17 protein-coding genes are annotated in these 15,771 nt (G+C 71.1%); 9 read left to right on the top strand and 8 right to left on the bottom strand.

The annotated features are described in order from the left end of the window. Positions 1-71: 71 nt before the first annotated feature. Together LDL49_RS27065 and LDL49_RS27060 are read left to right on the top strand one after the other, a co-directional pair. Positions 72-3,605, top strand: coding sequence for an indolepyruvate ferredoxin oxidoreductase family protein (locus LDL49_RS27065; protein ID WP_225294685.1), 3,534 nt, complete (start codon positions 72-74; stop codon positions 3,603-3,605). A gap of 37 nt (positions 3,606-3,642) precedes the next feature. Then, entirely contained in the window at positions 3,643-4,782 is a 1,140-nt protein-coding gene (locus LDL49_RS27060; RefSeq protein ID WP_225294683.1) for an acyl-CoA dehydrogenase family protein, read from the top strand. Positions 4,783-5,144: 362 nt separating this feature from the next. Here the strand turns inward: LDL49_RS27060 and LDL49_RS27055 are convergent, their stop codons facing one another. The 3 genes from LDL49_RS27055 to LDL49_RS27045 all read right to left on the bottom strand — a co-directional run bounded on the left by LDL49_RS27055 (position 5,145) and on the right by LDL49_RS27045 (position 7,771). After that, positions 5,145-5,615 carry a hypothetical protein gene (locus LDL49_RS27055; protein WP_225294681.1) on the bottom strand — a complete coding sequence of 157 codons (471 nt, stop codon included), beginning with the start codon at positions 5,613-5,615 and terminating at the stop codon, positions 5,145-5,147. Between the two features lie 153 nt (positions 5,616-5,768). Then, positions 5,769-6,923, bottom strand: a complete 1,155-nt coding sequence (locus LDL49_RS27050; protein WP_225294679.1) for an MFS transporter — start codon at positions 6,921-6,923, stop codon at positions 5,769-5,771. A 38-nt stretch (positions 6,924-6,961) separates the two neighbouring features. Continuing rightward, complete coding sequence (locus tag LDL49_RS27045; RefSeq protein ID WP_225294677.1) at positions 6,962-7,771, bottom strand: alpha/beta fold hydrolase; 810 nt, start codon at positions 7,769-7,771, stop codon at positions 6,962-6,964. A 26-nt stretch (positions 7,772-7,797) separates the two neighbouring features. Between LDL49_RS27045 and LDL49_RS27040 the strand changes: the two genes are divergently transcribed. Continuing rightward, complete coding sequence (locus tag LDL49_RS27040; RefSeq protein ID WP_225294676.1) at positions 7,798-8,190, top strand: MerR family transcriptional regulator; 393 nt, start codon at positions 7,798-7,800, stop codon at positions 8,188-8,190. Positions 8,191-8,312: 122 nt separating this feature from the next. On the opposite strand, the gene LDL49_RS27035 is transcribed toward LDL49_RS27040, so the two are convergent. From LDL49_RS27035 to LDL49_RS27025, 3 genes are all read right to left on the bottom strand, one after another. Further along, positions 8,313-8,492, bottom strand: a complete 180-nt coding sequence (locus LDL49_RS27035; RefSeq protein WP_225294674.1) for a hypothetical protein — start codon at positions 8,490-8,492, stop codon at positions 8,313-8,315. Beyond that, positions 8,489-8,656 carry a hypothetical protein gene (locus LDL49_RS27030; protein WP_225294672.1) on the bottom strand — a complete coding sequence of 56 codons (168 nt, stop codon included), beginning with the start codon at positions 8,654-8,656 and terminating at the stop codon, positions 8,489-8,491. Before LDL49_RS27030 ends, LDL49_RS27035 begins: the two co-directional genes overlap by 4 nt. 154 nt (positions 8,657-8,810) lie before the next feature. After that, positions 8,811-10,031 carry a right-handed parallel beta-helix repeat-containing protein gene (locus LDL49_RS27025; RefSeq protein WP_225294670.1) on the bottom strand — a complete coding sequence of 407 codons (1,221 nt, stop codon included), beginning with the start codon at positions 10,029-10,031 and terminating at the stop codon, positions 8,811-8,813. A gap of 58 nt (positions 10,032-10,089) precedes the next feature. Between LDL49_RS27025 and LDL49_RS27020 the strand changes: the two genes are divergently transcribed. The 4 genes from LDL49_RS27020 to LDL49_RS27005 all read left to right on the top strand — a co-directional run bounded on the left by LDL49_RS27020 (position 10,090) and on the right by LDL49_RS27005 (position 11,528). Continuing rightward, entirely contained in the window at positions 10,090-10,356 is a 267-nt protein-coding gene (locus tag LDL49_RS27020) for a hypothetical protein (RefSeq protein ID WP_225294669.1), read from the top strand. 61 nt (positions 10,357-10,417) lie between these two features. Further along, positions 10,418-10,576, top strand: coding sequence for a hypothetical protein (locus LDL49_RS27015; protein ID WP_225294667.1), 159 nt, complete (start codon positions 10,418-10,420; stop codon positions 10,574-10,576). Between the two features lie 276 nt (positions 10,577-10,852). Then, on the top strand, positions 10,853-11,299 hold the full coding sequence (locus LDL49_RS27010) for a TetR/AcrR family transcriptional regulator C-terminal domain-containing protein (protein ID WP_225294665.1): 447 nt from the start codon (positions 10,853-10,855) through the stop codon (positions 11,297-11,299). Next, positions 11,229-11,528 (top strand): hypothetical protein, encoded by a 300-nt coding sequence (locus LDL49_RS27005; protein WP_225294663.1) that lies wholly within the window; start codon positions 11,229-11,231, stop codon positions 11,526-11,528. Before LDL49_RS27010 ends, LDL49_RS27005 begins: the two co-directional genes overlap by 71 nt. 28 nt (positions 11,529-11,556) lie before the next feature. Here the strand turns inward: LDL49_RS27005 and LDL49_RS27000 are convergent, their stop codons facing one another. Further along, complete coding sequence (locus LDL49_RS27000; RefSeq protein ID WP_225294661.1) at positions 11,557-13,053, bottom strand: multicopper oxidase family protein; 1,497 nt, start codon at positions 13,051-13,053, stop codon at positions 11,557-11,559. Beyond that, positions 13,050-13,262 carry a DUF5957 family protein gene (locus LDL49_RS26995; protein WP_225294659.1) on the bottom strand — a complete coding sequence of 71 codons (213 nt, stop codon included), beginning with the start codon at positions 13,260-13,262 and terminating at the stop codon, positions 13,050-13,052. The genes LDL49_RS27000 and LDL49_RS26995 overlap by 4 nt, the downstream gene beginning before the upstream one ends. Positions 13,263-13,374: 112 nt before the next feature. On the opposite strand from LDL49_RS26995, the gene LDL49_RS26990 reads away from it, so the two are divergent. Together LDL49_RS26990 and LDL49_RS26985 are read left to right on the top strand one after the other, a co-directional pair. Then, positions 13,375-14,526 carry a sensor histidine kinase gene (locus LDL49_RS26990; protein ID WP_225294656.1) on the top strand — a complete coding sequence of 384 codons (1,152 nt, stop codon included), beginning with the start codon at positions 13,375-13,377 and terminating at the stop codon, positions 14,524-14,526. Further along, positions 14,523-15,230: a response regulator gene (locus LDL49_RS26985; RefSeq protein WP_225294654.1), complete on the top strand. Its 708-nt coding sequence runs from the start codon at positions 14,523-14,525 to the stop codon at positions 15,228-15,230. The genes LDL49_RS26990 and LDL49_RS26985 overlap by 4 nt, the downstream gene beginning before the upstream one ends. The last annotated feature ends 541 nt before the right edge of the window (positions 15,231-15,771 follow it).

Raw genomic sequence — 15,771 nt, 5'->3', positions numbered from 1 at the left:
GAAAGAACCCTAGCGAAAGAGGCCGAGGCCGCAAAGGTTTTGCGTCTTTGTCGTGTCTTCTTGGGCGATACTTGCGCGATGCCCGCCTGCATTGCTGTGCTGGGGTCCCCACGAACCCCAGGGAGGCCCGGATGAGCGTCACCCTCGACGACAAGTACACGGCTGCGGACGGCCGCGTGCTCATGTCGGGCCTGCAGGCCCTCGTCCGGCTGACGCTCGAACAGCGCCGCCTGGACCAGGAGCGCGGGCTGGACACGCGCGTGTTCGTCTCCGGTTACCCGGGCTCGCCGCTGGCCGGCGTCGACCTGGAGATGGGCCGGGCCGCCCGGCTGCTCGACCCCGCCGGCGTGGTCGTCCGGCCGGCGCTCAACGAGGAGCTGGCCGCCACCGCCGTGGCGGGGACCCAGCTCCTGGAGCGCCTGCCGGGCCGGCGGCACGACGGCGTGACCGGCTTCTGGTACGGCAAGAGCCCCGGCCTCGACCGGGCCGCCGACGCCATCCGGCACGGCAACCTGGCCGGCACCGCCGCGCTCGGCGGCGCGGTGGCCTGGATCGGCGACGATCCCGGCAGCAAGTCCTCGACCGTGCCCAGCTCGTGCGAGCCGATGTGCCAGAGCCTGTGCGTGCCGCTGCTGGCGCCGGGCTCGGTGGCGGAGATCATCGAGTTCGGGCTGCACGCGGTCGCCCTCTCGCGCGTCAGCGGCCTGTGGACGGGCCTGAAGATCGTCGCCGACCTGGCGGACGCGTCGGCCACCGTCGATCTCGGCTCGCTGCGTGACGGCATTCCGGCCCCGGACCACCCGAGCCGGGCCACGCCGGCCGCCCTGGTCGGTCCGGCCGCGCTGGACGCCGAGCACGACATGCTGACCCGGCGGCTCGACCTGGCCCGCGACTACGCCCGCGCGCACGGCCTGAACCGGGTGGTGGCCGGCTCGTCGCGCGCCCGCCTGGGCATCGTCGCCTCGGGGGCGTCCTTCGCGGTGGTGCGCCGGGCGCTGGCCGACCTCGGGATGGACGAGGCCGCGATCGAGGACCTGGGGCTGCGGCTGATCCGGCTCGGCATGCCGTACCCGCTGGCGCCCGCCGACCTGGTCGCCATGACCGCGGACCTGGACCGGGTGCTCGTGGTGGAGGACAAGGTGCCGTTCCTGGAGGGGCAGCTGAAGCAGGCGCTGTACGACGTCGCACGCACCCCCGCCGGCTCCTCTGCCGTCGCGGACCGCGAGTTGTTCACCGCCCCCGGCACTCCCGCCGTCGTCGGGCGCGAGCTGCTCACCGCCCGCGGCACGCTGGGCGCGGAGGACGTGGCCAAGGCGCTGGCCACCTTCGCCGACACGCTGCCACGGACCACTGTCCACCTGGCTCCCGCCAGGAAGCCGAAGCCGCGCCGCCTGCTGCCGGTGGTCGCCGCGCGCACGCCGTACTTCTGCTCGGGCTGCCCCCACAACACCTCCACCCGCACGTCGGACAGCACGCTGGTCGGCGTCGGCATCGGCTGCCACGCCATGATCGCCCTGGACGGTGCCGGACGCGGCAACCAGGTCGGCCTCACCCAGATGGGCGGCGAGGGCGCCCAGTGGATCGGCCTTGCCCCCTTCACCGATGACCGGCACTTCGTGCAGAACCTCGGCGACGGCACCTTCCACCACTCCGGCTCGCTGGCCGTTCGGGCCGCCGTCGCGGCCGGGGTGCCGATCACGTACAAGCTGCTCTACAACGACGCCGTCGCCATGACGGGCGGCCAGCGCGCGGAGGGCCGGCTCGACGTGCCCGCGCTGACGCGGTCGCTGGCCGCCGAGGGGGTCCGCCGGATCGTGATCACCACGCCCGAGCCGGAGACCTACCGGGGTGTCCGGCTCGCGCCGATCGCCACGGTACGGCACCGCGACGGGCTGGCGGCGGCCGAGAAGGAGCTGGCCGAGCTCGACGGGGTGAGCGTGCTCATCCACGACGACCGGTGCGCGGCCGACGAACGCCGCCTGCGCAAGCGCGGCAAACTGCCCGTCCCGGTGGAGAAGGTCGTGGTCAACGAGCGGGTCTGCGAGGGCTGTGGCGACTGTGGGGAAGTGTCCACCTGCCTGTCGGTGCAGCCCGTCGAGACCGTGTACGGTCGCAAGACCCGGATCCACCAGCCGTCCTGCAACTCCGACCTGAGCTGCCTCAAGGGCGACTGCCCGTCGTTCCTGCTGGTCAAGCCGGGCACCAAGCGGGCGCAGCCGTTGGATCGGGGCGCACGGCCGATCCCGGAGCTCCCGGTGCAGCTCACCGAGCCGGTGATTCGCTTCCCGGGCCGTGAGGTGCTGGTGCGGATGCCCGGCATCGGTGGCACGGGCGTCGTGACGGTCTCGCAGATCCTGCAGATGGCGGCCCACCTCGACGGCCTGCACGCGGCCGGCCTCGAACAGACCGGCCTGGCACAGAAGGGCGGCCCGGTCGTCAGCGACGTCCGCATCTCCCCGAACCCGGTCATCGGCTCCCCGAAGGCGTCGCCCGGCACCGCCGACGTGCTGATCGGCTTCGACCTGCTCGGCGCGGCAGCCGACGCGAACCTGGCGGTCGCCGCGCCGGACCGTACCGTCGCCGTGCTGAGCAGCGCCGTCGTGCCGACCGCCGCCATGGTGACCGGCCGCGCCACCGTACCGGACTCGCCCGCCGACGCGATCACCCGCGTCGAGTCGGCCACCCGGAGCGCCGACAACCTCTACCTCGACGCTCACGGGCTCGCCGAGGCGCTGTTCGGCGACCACATGCCGGCCAACATGCTGCTCCTCGGCGCCGCGTACCAGCACGGCTGCCTGCCGGTGTCCGCCGAGGCCGTCGAGCGGGCCATCCGGCTCAACGGGGCCGCGGCCGAGCAGAACCTCGCGGCGTTCCGCTGGGGCCGGGCCGCCGTCGCCGACCGCCAGGCGGTGCTGGCCGCCGTGGAGACCCCCGCTCCGCGGGCCGAGACCTTCGAGCAGGCCCTGGCCACGCGGATCGCCGACCTGACCGGCTACCGCGACGCGGCCTACGCCGCCCGGTACGCCGAGGACGTGCGCCGCGTGGCCGCGCTCGCCGCCGACCGCGCGGGGGAGGAGGCCGCCGCGCCGATCGCCCTCGCCTACGCCAAGGGGCTGCACAAGCTCATGGCCTACAAGGACGAGTACGAGGTCGCCCGGCTGCACCTGGACCCGGCCGAGCGGGCCAGGCGGGAGCGGGAGTTCGGCGCGGACGCCACCGTGTCGGTGCTGCTGCACCCGCCGCTGCTGCGGGCGCTGGGCATGAAGCGCAAGATCAGGCTGCGCCGCTCGGCGAACGTCGTCTTCCGCGTGCTGCGCGCCGCCAGGTTCCTGCGGGGTACGCCGTTCGACGTGTTCGGGTATGCCGGAGTACGCCGCGTCGAGCGGGCGATCATCACCGAGTACCGTGACCTGATGCGTGACGCTCTCGCCCGGCTGAGCCCGGCGACCGCCGACGCCGTGGCCGCGATCGCGGCGCTGCCGGAGGCGGTTCGCGGGTATGAGGACATCAAGCTCGCGCGGGTCGCGGATTTCCGCGATCGCGCCAGGACCGCCCTCGCGCAGCTGAGCGAGCCCGCCGGACCCCGCTCTCTGGAGAGAACGTGACCGTCGACCGCCTGCTGCCCAGCCCTCTGGAGAGAACGTGACCGTCGACCGCCTGCTGCCCACCCAGGATGCCGAGGACCTCATCGCCCTCACCCGGGAGATCGCCGACAAGGAGCTGGCGAGCCGGGTCGATGAGCATGAGCGCGCCGAGACCTATCCGGAGGGCCTGTTCGCCACGCTGGGCGCCGCCGGACTGCTCGGCCTGCCGTACCCGGAGGAGTTCGGCGGCGGCGGCCAGCCGTACGAGGTCTACTTGCAGGTGCTGGAGGAACTGGCGGCCCGCTGGGCCGCCGTAGCGGTGGCCACCAGCGTGCACACTCTCGCCTGCTTCCCCGTGGCCACCTACGGCACGCCCGAGCAGCGCGACCGCTGGCTGCCCGACATGCTGGCGGGCCGGCTCGTCGGCGGCTACAGCCTGTCCGAACCCCAGGCGGGCTCCGACGCCGCCGCCCTCACCTGCAAGGCGGAGAAGGTCGAGAACGGCTACCGCATCACCGGCAACAAGGCGTGGATCACCCACGGCGGCAAGGCCGACTTCTACGCCCTGTTCGCCCGCACGGGACAGGGCAGCCGCGGCATCTCCTGCTTCCTGGCCCCCGGCGCGGCCGACGGCCTGACCTTCGGCCGCCCGGAGGAGAAGATGGGCCTGCACGCCATCCCCACCACCAGCGCGCACTGGGACGGCGCCGTCATCGAGACCGACCGCCTGCTCGGCGAGGAGGGCCAGGGCCTGCCCATCGCCTTCAGCGCCCTCGATTCCGGCCGCCTCGGCATCGCCGCCTGCGCGACCGGCCTCGCCCAGGCCGCGCTGGACGCTTCGGTCGCCTACGCCAAGGAACGCCAGACGTTCGGCCGCAAGATCATCGACCACCAGGGCCTGGGCTTCCTGCTCGCGGACATGGCCGCGGCCGTGGACTGCGCCCGCGCCACGTATCTGGACGCCGCCCGCCGCCGCGACGCCGGCCGTCCGTACGGGCGTCAGGCCAGCGTCGCCAAGCTGGTGGCCACGGACGCCGCGATGAAGGTCACCACGGACGCGGTGCAGGTGTTCGGGGGGTACGGGTACACGCGTGAGTTCAGGGTGGAGCGGTACATGCGCGAGGCCAAGATCATGCAGATTTTTGAGGGCACGAACCAGATCCAACGCCTGGTGATCAGCCGCGACCTGGCCCGCTGACCTGCGCCTTGTGATGCCCGCCCAAAGACATCCGCTTCGCTCCGGGCGCTCTTCTGGGGGCGCCTTCGGCGCACAACGGGCTTCGCTGGTGGGCGCTTCGCGCCTTGGGGCTCAGGCGCTGCTTCCAGTCGGGCCAAAGCCCCGACCCCTGTAGGGCCTCGCTTCGCTCGGACGCCCTACCCAGGCAGGCTTCGCCTGCACGGCTCTTGTTGACCGTGGCCGACCCGAGACGGACAGCAGGTGCGAACTCGCGATTGTGTAGTCCACGGTCGTGGTCTCCAAGGAGCGTCGTAGAGCCAGACGCTGCCCAGATCCCACGCCTTGGACGTTCGTAGATTTGCTACCCGCCGCAGCGGTGTTTTCTAGGCCCCCACTCGGTCTGCCAGTTCCCGCAGCTCAGTCGAGGCCGGATCCTGCATCGACAGCAGGTCGGAGGCGAGTTGCCGCACGATCCGGTGGTTACGGATCTGTTCGGGAGTGATGGCCTCGGCCTCAAGGATCTGGGCTACCGCTTCATCGACCTGACGACGTTGCGCGTGCGCCCGTGCCAGGTCTATGGCCAGTCGCGCCCGCCGCTCTGCCGACAGCGTCGAGGCGTCTACTGCGGCTCCGACGCGCAGCGCGTGACCGGCGTCGCCCACTTCCACCGCCACTGCCACCTCATGCAGCGCGACGTTGGCCGGTCCGAACTCGGTGTTGTAGTCGTTGCGCCCCTCGCCAACCCGCGCCGCCATCTCGCGGGCTCGAGACAGATGCTCGTAAGCGACGTCGGCTTGATTCACTCGGGAGGCGGCCACCGCCCGCTGCAAGGTCAGCCCACCCCACAGGGACATCGCTTCCGATCCATCACACCTGAATGATCACAGCGGTGGCCGTTCCTTCTTCACCTGGGATTTACCCAGGCAGACCCAGGTGGTCCTGGGCCTGCCTGGGTATGCGTCGCCGGTCAGCTCGCCGTGGGTCTACCCGGCCAGTAGGGGCCCGTTTCATCGACGAGAGAGGGCGCCCCCTGCTCTGCGGATGAGGACGGTGGCTGGGATCATCACTATCAAGGCCGCCCACGGCAGTACTGCCACAGTCGTGGTGCCCAGCAGGCCCCCGTTCAGGGCACCGGCGCCGATACCCACGTTGAACGCGGCAACGTACCAGGAAGACGCTGCGTCGGGGACGGCGCCAGCCTGCCGGAGGACGGCTGTCTGCAGGATCACCGGCAATGCGGCGAAGGCGGCACCCCACATGGCCACGGCTATCACGGCGATGGGATGTACGTGTATGCCCGCGCCGAACGCGACCAGCGCGGTGGCCATCAACCCGACGGTACCGAACATGACCAGCCGTGGCCTCCGGTCCACCAGCATCCCGCTGAGCCACGTGCCGCCGAAGCCGGCCAGGCCGTACAGCGACAGCAGTGTGCTCACCGCGGCGTCATCGAAGGAGCCGACGTCGTGCAGCAGGGGAGTCACGTAGGTGTAGAGGGTGAAGTGCCCCAGGACAAGCAACGCGGTCGCTGCCACTATGGGCCGCAGACCGGGAAGGCGCAGTACCCGGGGCAGGTCGGCCAACCTCTGTGCGGCACTGCCGGGGGTGTGCGGAAGGACGAGCAGCGCCACGACGAGGGTGGCGAGGCCGACGGCTGCCACGGCACAGAAGGCCGTACGCCACCCCGTGACCCCGCCGAGGGCGGTACCCAGGGGCACGCCGAGGACAAGGGCCGCCGAGTTTCCCGCGAAGACGATCGAGGTTGCACGTCCGGTGCGTCCAGGTTCGGCGAGCGCAACGGCGTATCCGGCGACGATCGACCAGAAGACTCCGTGCGCGGTGCCGCATAGGAAACGTGCGACCGCCAGCATCGGGTAGTTCACCGCGAGCCCGGAGAGCACTGTGCCCAGGGAGAACAGCGCGCACACCACGGTGAACAGACGCTTGCGCGGCCACCGTGATGTCCAGGCCGTGAACGGGGCCGCTGTCAGTCCAACGGTGAAGGCGTAGACGGTGATCAGCAGCCCCACGCGTGAACGTGCGACGCCCAGGTCGTGGCTGATCAAGGGCAGCATACCGACCGGCAGCACCTCGGTCGTGACGACGACGAACGTGGTGATCGCGAGCACGGCCAGGCCGGCGCGCCGCCGCGCGGAAGACACGACGGGAGTGCCGACCTGTTCTGTGCCGGAAAGAGCCGTCACGCCGACTGCGAGGGGACGGTGCTGAGGAACTCTCGAGTGTGCCGCAGCCAGGTCATGCGGTCGGCCTCGTTCAAGATGTGGGCGCCACCGGACAGTTCGATCAGCTTGGCGCCCGGAATACCGGCGGCCAGGCGGTAGGAGCTGTCCGGGAGGACCAAGCGGTCGCCGGTCGGCGCCACCACCAGCGTCGGGACGGTCAGCTGTCCGAGGTCTTCTCGGACGTCCACCCGGGACACCAGGTCGAAGTGATCAAGCATCCCCGGCGGTATCCCGGCCTGGACCTGGGCCACCAGGGCGTCGAGGTCGGCCGGGGTGATCTCGGCTAGCTGGGCCGGTGACATGCACGACAGGCAGGCGAGACGGGCCACGTCGCTCCACGCTCCTGCCCGTGCCAGGGTCTTGATGAGCTGGGCGGCCAACGCCAGGACCGGGTCGGCGACAGCGAAGCCGGCGGTGAGTACGAGCGCCGTGACCCGTCCGGGGTGCCGGGTGGCAGCCCGGACGGCCACGGCGGTGCCGAGCGACTCGCCCAGCATGGCGAACGACTCGTGCCCTGCCGCGACGGCGGAGTCGACCAGTTGGTCGGCGAGCTCGTCCAGTTGCAGCGGTTCGGTGGCGACGGGAGAGCCGCCGGCCCCCGGGTAGTGCGGGCCGATGAGGGTGTGGTCACGTGCCAGGTCGTCGAGGACGAGACCGAAATTTCCTTCGATCCCGCCGCCGGCGCCGTGGGCGAGCAGCAGCGCAGGGCCGCTGCCCTGCACGACGACGTCGAGGTAGGGCTTGGGGAGTGAGTGATTAGTGCTCATGCCGGTCACGCTAAACTCCGACATCAATGTCAGAGTCAAATCGCTCCGAGTGGGAGGCGGGCCAGATGCACATGAAGGAGATGGTCCGGCGTACGGGCGTTCATGAGCGGCTGCTGCGCTACTACGAGCAGCAAGGACTCCTGGCGCCGCAGCGGTTGCCGAGCGGCTACCGGGTCTTCAGCGAGGCGGACGTGGAAACGGTGCGTCGTATTCGCTGCCTGCTTGCAGCAGGACTCACGACCACCTTGATCGCTCAGGTCCTGCCCTGCGTACGCGCGGACGACGACCGCCTCGTGCCCACCTGCCCAGACCTGGTCGCCCAACTGGAGCGGGAAAGAGAACGGATCACCCTTACGATCCGGGAACTGCAGACATCCCGCACCATGCTCGACACGGTCATCGGCGCCGCATCGCGTTAGACCGCTGGAGAAGGCTCAAACCCATCAACCCGGCTCCTCTTGTGTCGCAGCCGTCCGGCGCGGGCCTGAGGCGACGGTGCCGGTCACGCGTCAAGCGCGGCATCGATCGCGGCGTCAACCGGTCACATCATCATCGGCGTCGGGATCGTTCGGGCTCGACTGCTGATGAGCGGCCCGTCGCCGGCCATGAATCGGTCGGTGGCGTGGACCTCGACCCCGTAGTTGATCTTCGGGTAGTTGTCCACGTGCAGGGTGTGGGTGGCGGCCAGGTAGCTGAAGCAGTGCACGGCAGGGGAGCTCACGCGGGGGCGCCCAGGATGAAGGTGGCCAGCAGGGCGGCGTGGTCGGTGAGGTGGCTGGTGCGCGGGGTGTGGTCGTAGACGCAGCGGGCCAGCGTGCCGGTGGCCGGGGTGGCGAACAGATGGTCCAGGCGCTGGGCGCTGATCAACGGTCGTGGCCAGGCCACGGCTCACGCCCCGCAGATCCCCTCCGTTCCGACCTCGCCGGGAGCGCAGACCCCCTCAGCGGGGTCGGGGCGTAGGCACCTACCTATCGTTGCCGGTTGTGCGATCGGCCCGGACAGACGGCCGCGAGGTGACCGCGGCCGCCCGCGAGGCCGGTCAGTAGCCCCTGGTGACGCGCACCTTGGGGCCGATCTTGCGCGGGACCCTGATGTCGTCGATCAGGTTGCCGCTGGAGGCGACGGACATCGACTCCCCGTCGCCGTTGGTCAGCAGCATCCCGGTCTCGCGCTTGGTGCCGTGGCCGAGGATGGTGTTGCCGTTGACGGCGGCGTGCCCGACGCCGTAGTTGACGGCGTCCAGCGCCAGGTAGACGAAGGTCACGTCCGGCGGGAGCGGCCCGGAGACGGCGTGCTTGCGCTCGGGCGGCGCCGCGCCCCGTCGGCGCGCCTCGCGGAGTTCGGCCAGTGCGTTCGGCGGCGGCAGGAACTTGTGGATGCGGTTGGCCGTGATCGTGGTGGCGGCCTCGCCCTGCAGGTCGCAGCGGATGCCGTAGTAGGTCTGGTTCGCGGTGCTCTCGGCGCCGAAGTCCTCGATGTAGTTGTTGTGGATCGAGGTGCCGAAGCAGCGGTGGGCGTCGATGGCGTTCTTGGGGGTGGCGTACAGGTGCAGGTCGCTGAACGTCCATCCGGCGGCGTTGTCGCTCTGGATGGCGTGCGTGCCGCTGAAACCGATCCAGGAGCGCTGGAAGGTCCAGTCGGTGACGGAGTTGCCGGGGTCGACAATGCGCAGGCCGGCCTCGGCGGCGCCTTCGATGTAGACGTCGCTGATGACGCTGTTGACCATGGTGTTCCGCAGCGGCGTGCCGTTCTGCGACGGATTGCTGATGCGGATGCCGTCGGAGGGCGTGCCGAAGATGTCGACGTCGTACACGCGGGTGTTCCAGGAGCGGAGCAGCAGGCCCACGGTGCCGGTGTTGTTGTCCCGGTTGCCGTCGATGGTGAGTTTCTCGAGGCGGACGGTGTCGCCGCTGAACTCGGTGTTCTTCAGCCAGCCCTCGGAGGCGAGCAGGGCGGGCAGGTTGGCGCCGTCGGCCTGCCTGAGCACCGCCCCGGCCTTGGCGTCGCCCCGATACGTGCGCCGGTCGAGCAGGCTGATGGTGGCGTTGATGAGGCACGGGCCCTTGATGACGATCTCGTCGCCCTCCTTGGACGAGTCGATCGCGGCCTGCAGCGTGGCGGCGTCGCCGGTGGTGTTGGCGCAGGTCGCCTCCACGCGGGACGCCGCGGCCGGTGGCACCGGCATGAGGACGGCCGCCCCCGTGACGGCCGCGGTGAGCGCGGCGCCTGCCGCGAGCAGACGGATCGGTAACTGACGCATTTGTCGGCCCCTTTGTCAAAATGATGGCCACGGGGACACGGAGATCCCTCGTGCCCCCGTGGAGATCATTCTGGCCGACCGGAGGCCGGCGCGTGATCTGCTCGGGTCAGGCCAGGCCGGCCGCCTGCGCCATCAGGGTGATGCCGGCGACGATGACGACCGCTCCGGCCAGGTCGAACAGGAATTGTCCTCTACCGAGAACCTGCCCGGGTGGGCTTCCGTGGCATGGCGCTTGGTCGAGGAAGGGGCGTCGCGCGGATCCATTTCGCGGGCCACGGGCATTCCGGTATCCACGGTGCACCAGAGACTTCGCCGCTTCCGGTAAAGCTAAGGGATCTGTCGATCTCCGCTTCGGACGACGGCGCCAGGGTAACCGGGCCAGCATCGTGATCGACAACATCGCGGCAAGGACGGAAGCCAACAAGACCGGCCCGAAGTCGGGCAAGCCCGCCACGCCCCGAGGGCGGCACCAGCAGAACGGTCGTCAGGACCTACCTTTTGATGCGCCTATCGAAATCTACAATGTAAAGGCTATCGGATTTTAATTCGTATCTCCACAGTTCACAACGGAACGGGCTCCGCCCGTACGCTTCCAAAGAGACGATCTTGCGGGGCGCTGCTGCGCCAACTGCCCGACTCGTGATCGACGCCCAGTCCGACTGCCTGCACGTCTCCTTCGCCGGAGCGCACGGGACGGACTTCAACGCCTGTCGGTCTGAGCCGTTACACCGCACACCGCGACACCTGTGCCACCGCTCGCGCGATGGCGCGGTTACAGTGCCTGGTAGGAGTCGTAACGATGAGGGGATCGGCATTCCGGCATGCTGCTGGAGGAGGCGGTGCGGCGGAATCTCGAGATCATCGGGCAGCGTGCCACCGCCGCCACGGCCGCGCGGCCGGCGGACGAGGACGGGCGGGCGACGCTGGAGCGCATGGCGAGGGTCGTGTGGGAAGTGCTGGAGAGCGACCGCGATCTGATCCGCATCATGATGCGGGAGTCCGACGAATTTCCCGATCTCTTCGAGCGAATGTGGCAAGGGGTGCTGGCGGACGTCTGCGCCCAAGGGGCCGACTGGATCATCGCGCAAAAGGCGCTGGGCACTGTCGACGTCGAAGATCCGGAGGCGACCGCGGCCGTGCTCCTGGCGTCCCTGACCTACTATCCGGTGCTGCGGGCCATGATCGGCCACACTCCCGGTGACCTCGCGTCGGAGCGGTTCCTCGCCGCCTGGATCGAGCACGCCGCTGCCACGCTCAAGCTGCGCTGACCGCGGCAGCGCATACCGGACGCCACGCCGGCATCGGTGCCGGCTCGACGAGCTGGGCGCCCTGCTGCCCCGCTACGAGGAGCTCCTCGCCGAGTCGGGCGCCGACGCGCTGTCCGCGCCCGAGCTCGCCCGCCTCACCCACGACGCCGACCGGCTCGAACGCGCGCTCCGCCACAGCCTCCTGTCCGCCCGCTCCGCCTTCTCCCACCTCGATTCCGCCGCCTCCTGACCGCCGCGAGGGGCGGGCCGTACGGGCCTCAGCGGACCCGGAAGTTGGCCATCATCATCATGTCCTCGTGCTCCAGGTTGTGGCAGTGGAAGACGTATGTGCCCCGGTAGCCGTCGAACCTGAGCAGCACCTCCGCCTGGTCGCCGCTCGCCAGGTCCACGGTGTCCTTCCAGCCGGATGCGAAGCGGCCACCCGCCAGCACCTGGAACGGCGCGAGATGGATGTGGACGGGGTGCGGCACGTTCTGCGCGCGCAGCGTCCACCGTTCGACCGTGCCGAGCGCGGGCTCGGCCGCGATGTGGTCCGGGGTGAACGGCCGGCCGTTGACCGTCCACACCGGCATGCCGTGCCGTTCCGCGCCGCCCCGCTCGAAGGTGAAGGTGCGCTCGACCACCGCGGCCGACGGCGACAGCGGCTCGAAACCGGCCAGCCGGGACGGCACGCGGCTGTCGTCGGCCGCCCTGCGCGCCACCACGAACCGCATGACGTTCGCCGTGCCGTTCTCGCCGAGCCGGTTGACCAGCGTCACCCGCTGCCCGAGCGGATACCGGGAGAAGTCCACCACCACGTCGAACCGCTTCGCCTGCGCGATCTGCAGCTCCTGGTGCCCGACCGGCGCTCCGAGCAGTCCGAGGTCGCTGCCGACCTGGACGAACGCGGGCCCGGAAGGCGGCGGCGGATCGAGCGCGAGCCGGTAGCGGCGCGCGTTGGAGGCGTTCAGCAACCGGAACCGGTAGCGTGCCGCGGCGACCTCCATGACCGGCCACGGCGCGCCGTTCACCAGTACGCAGTCGCCGAGCACGCCGCTGATGTAGTCGCTGTGCACGTCCGGGTAGAGCAGCGAGCCGTCCTCGGCGAAAGACCGGTCGGCGATTATGAGGGGGACGTCCCTGTCGCCTTTCGGCAGCGGGAGCGCGTCCTCCTCGTCGTCACGCACCAGGTGGAACCCCGCGAGGCCCCGATAGACCTGCGGCCCGGTGAACTCCATCCGATGGTCGTGATACCACAGGGTGGCCGCGGGCTGGTCCAGCGGATACACGTACTCGCGCGCCGTTCCGGGCGCGACCAGGTCCGTGGGATACCCGTCGTGTTCGGCCGGAGTCCTCCCGCCGTGCAGATGCACGACCACGGGGGCGGGCAGCTCGTTGCGGTGCCGCACGATCGTGGTGCGCCCGCGCCGCGACACGATCGTCGGCCCGGGGAAGATCCCGTCGTACCCCCACACCTGGGTCCGCAGTCCGGGCAGCAGCTCCGCCTCGCCGACGCGCTGCGTGATCTCGTACACGTCCGCGTCGCCGTCCGTGCGCGCGGGCCGTAGCACAGGGGGGATCGGCAGCGGCACGGTGAACGGCGCGGGCAGCCGGGCCGTACTGCGCACCAGCGCGCCCGCGCTGGATTCCGTCTCCACGTTCGCGCCCCCGCGGCCCGGCGTTCCGTGGCCGTCGCCCGGGGAGCACCCGGCGAGCGGGACGAGCACCAGCCCTTCCGCGGCGGCCCGCAGCAGCCGCCGCCTCGACACGTTCACGACCTCCCCCTCCGCGCGTTGTCGATCACGACGGCGACCACCGCGCCCACGACGGCCAGCACCTGCGGGCCGAACCCGATGACGAACGTCCACGGCGGCCCCACCGGCCCGTTACCTGCGACGATCCTGCCCAGCACCTCGCTGAACAGCAGAAATCCCGCTGCCAGACCGGCGAAGAGCCCGAGGATGGCGACTCCCAGCGTTCTCATGCCGCCGCACGTTAGGCCCGGCGGGAGGCGGCGCGTCATCGGCAGGGGGCGACAGCGGATGTCAACATCCGGCGACTGCGGCCCACCGGCCGTGCTGGCTATCCTCGGGTTCGTGATCGAGGGGAATCGCGAGGTCGCCGGGGACGCGGCGCTGGGCGTCGCCGTGTCGGCCGTCGTCGCCGTCGCCGTCACGATGGACCTCGGCGGCCACCGCGCTCCCGACGCGGCGGCCTACGCCTTCGTGGCCGGTCTCGGCGCGCTCATGCTCGTGCGGCGCCGCTTCCCCGTGCTGGCGCTCGTGGCCACGGCCACCGGCCTGCTCGCCTACTACGCGGCAGGCTACCCGCCGATCGGCCTGGCCCTGCCCGTCGCGGCGGCGCTCTACTCCGCCGCCGAGGCGGGCAGGCTCATGGTCGCCTCCGCCGTGGCGGCCGCCCTGGTGGTGGTGAGCACCACGTTCCGGCTCCGCGACGGTGAGGACCCCGGATACCTGCTGGGGTTCGAGCTGGCGTCCACCCTGGGCCTCATGGTGGCCGCCATCGCGCTCGGCGCCGCCGTACGGGCCACCCGGCTGCTGCGCGCCGAGCAGCGCCGCAGCGCGGACCTCGCCGCCGCCGAGCGCGAGCGCGAGGCGGGCCGGCGCGTGCAGGAGGAACGGCTGCGCATCGCCAGGGACCTGCACGACGTGCTCGGCCACACCATCGCCGTGATCTCCGTGCAGGCCGACGTGGCCCGCGAGGCGCTCGACGGCGACCCCGAGGCGGCGCGCTCCGCGCTCGCCGTCATCAGGCGCGCTGGCGACGACGCCATCGGCGAACTGCGCGGCACCCTCGGCCTGCTCAGAGACCAGGGCGGGGGAGAGGGCCGCGCCCCGGCCGCCAGCCTGCGCCACCTCGACACACTGGTGGCCGCGGCCACCGCGGGCGGGCTCGCCGTCGAACTGGCCACTGAGGGGGAGCCGGCGCCGCTGCCCGCGGTCGTCGACGGCGCCGCCTGCCGCATCGTGCAGGAGGCGCTGACCAACTGCCTGCGGCACGCCGGAGCGAGCAGGGCCGAGTTACGGCTGCGTTACGAACGCGACCGGCTCCGCGTCACCGTCTCCGACGACGGCCGCGGCGCCGACCTCACCGCCGGGCCCGCCGGGCGGGGCCTCACGGGGATGCGGGAGCGCGCCGCGCTGCTCGGCGGCCGGGTGGTTGTGACCTCGCGGCCCGGCGCCGGGTTCCGCGTCGAGGCGTCGCTGCCGCTGGTGGCGCGGCGGTGATCCGCGTCGCGCTGGTCGACGACCAGGAGCTGATGCGCGCCGGGCTGCGCGCGCTGCTCGAACGCGCGGACGACATCACCGTCGCCGGGGAGGCGCCCGACGGCGCGGCGGGATACGCGCTCGCGGTCGCGGAACGGCCGGACGTCGTGCTCATGGACATCCGCATGCCCGGCCTCGACGGCATCGAGGCGACGCGGCGGATCGTCGCCGACGCGCGGCTGCGCGACGTGCGGGTGGTCGTGCTCACCACGTTCGACACCGACGAGCACCTGTTCGACGCCATCCGGGCGGGGGCGTCGGGGTTCCTGCTGAAGAACACCGCGCCCGACGAGCTGCGCGCCGCCGTGCGCACCGTCGCTGCGGGCGACGCGCTGCTGTCGCCCGCCGTCACCCGGCGCGTGCTCGCGGCCGTCGCGGTACGGCACCGCCCCGCCGGCGAACGCCTGCTCGCCGGGCTGACCGGGCGGGAGCGCGAGCTGCTCGCCGAGATCGCGGCGGGCCGGTCGAACGCCGAAATCTCGGCGCGGCTCTTCCTCAGCCCCGCGACGACCCGCACGTACGTCAGCCGCCTGCTGACCAAGCTCGACGCCCGTGACCGCGCCCAACTGGTGCACATCGCCTACGAGAGCGGCCTCGTCCGCCCCGGCGAGGAAGCCCTCAGCCAGCCGGACGACGACGGGGACGCCGCACCATCGCCGGCATAATCCCGCGCAGAAGCGACTGCCGGGTGCTTCGCCTCACATGAGGCCATCACATGGACACTCTCGGCTATCACGGCAAGTCCACTGCCCATTCCGTTCGCAGCTTCCTGGATCTGCTAGGGCCCCGGTACTGGTGGAGCACCCAATAGCGGTAAGCGGCCTGCACCCGCAGCTGTCCCTGGTCTGGGCCGACAGCGCCTATGCCGGGATGCTGGTCGCCTGGGTGGGCAGATTCCTCGGCCTCACCCTGAAGGTCACCAAGGCCGCTGGCCAGGTCGGCTTCCAGGTTCTTCCGCGCCGCTGGATCGTCGAAAGATCCCCGTGCGCCGCGAGGCGCTCTGTTGCATCCCCGGCAGAGCCGGGAGGGACTTGGAGGGAGGTTCCTGGGTCGAATGACTGACCTGGATCCGAAAGGTGAAGGGGACAACAGCATGTCAGGAAACCTGGCGACCGGGCCCAGTGGTCAGGGGCGGGGTGCCGGGGGGACCCGCGTGATATGGCGAAAGCTGGATTGCCTGAAGCCCAATCTCCAGTCGATGCAAGT

Origin of the sequence: Nonomuraea aurantiaca (assembly GCF_020215705.1) — a bacterium.
GTDB lineage: Bacteria > Actinomycetota > Actinomycetes > Streptosporangiales > Streptosporangiaceae > Nonomuraea > Nonomuraea aurantiaca.
Note: the sequence above shows the minus strand (reverse complement) of the source record. Positions and strands in the feature narration are given on the sequence as shown.

Coding starts and splice junctions, on each gene's coding strand:
- LDL49_RS27040 (WP_225294676.1), top strand. CDS start 7,798: ATGTCAGAGTCAAATCGCTCCGAGTGGGAGGCGGGCCAGATGCACATG.
- LDL49_RS26995 (WP_225294659.1), bottom strand. CDS start 13,262: ATGAGAACGCTGGGAGTCGCCATCCTCGGGCTCTTCGCCGGTCTGGCA.
- LDL49_RS27055 (WP_225294681.1), bottom strand. CDS start 5,615: ATGTCCCTGTGGGGTGGGCTGACCTTGCAGCGGGCGGTGGCCGCCTCC.
- LDL49_RS27045 (WP_225294677.1), bottom strand. CDS start 7,771: ATGAGCACTAATCACTCACTCCCCAAGCCCTACCTCGACGTCGTCGTG.
- LDL49_RS27010 (WP_225294665.1), top strand. CDS start 10,853: ATGCTGCTGGAGGAGGCGGTGCGGCGGAATCTCGAGATCATCGGGCAG.
- LDL49_RS27025 (WP_225294670.1), bottom strand. CDS start 10,031: ATGCGTCAGTTACCGATCCGTCTGCTCGCGGCAGGCGCCGCGCTCACC.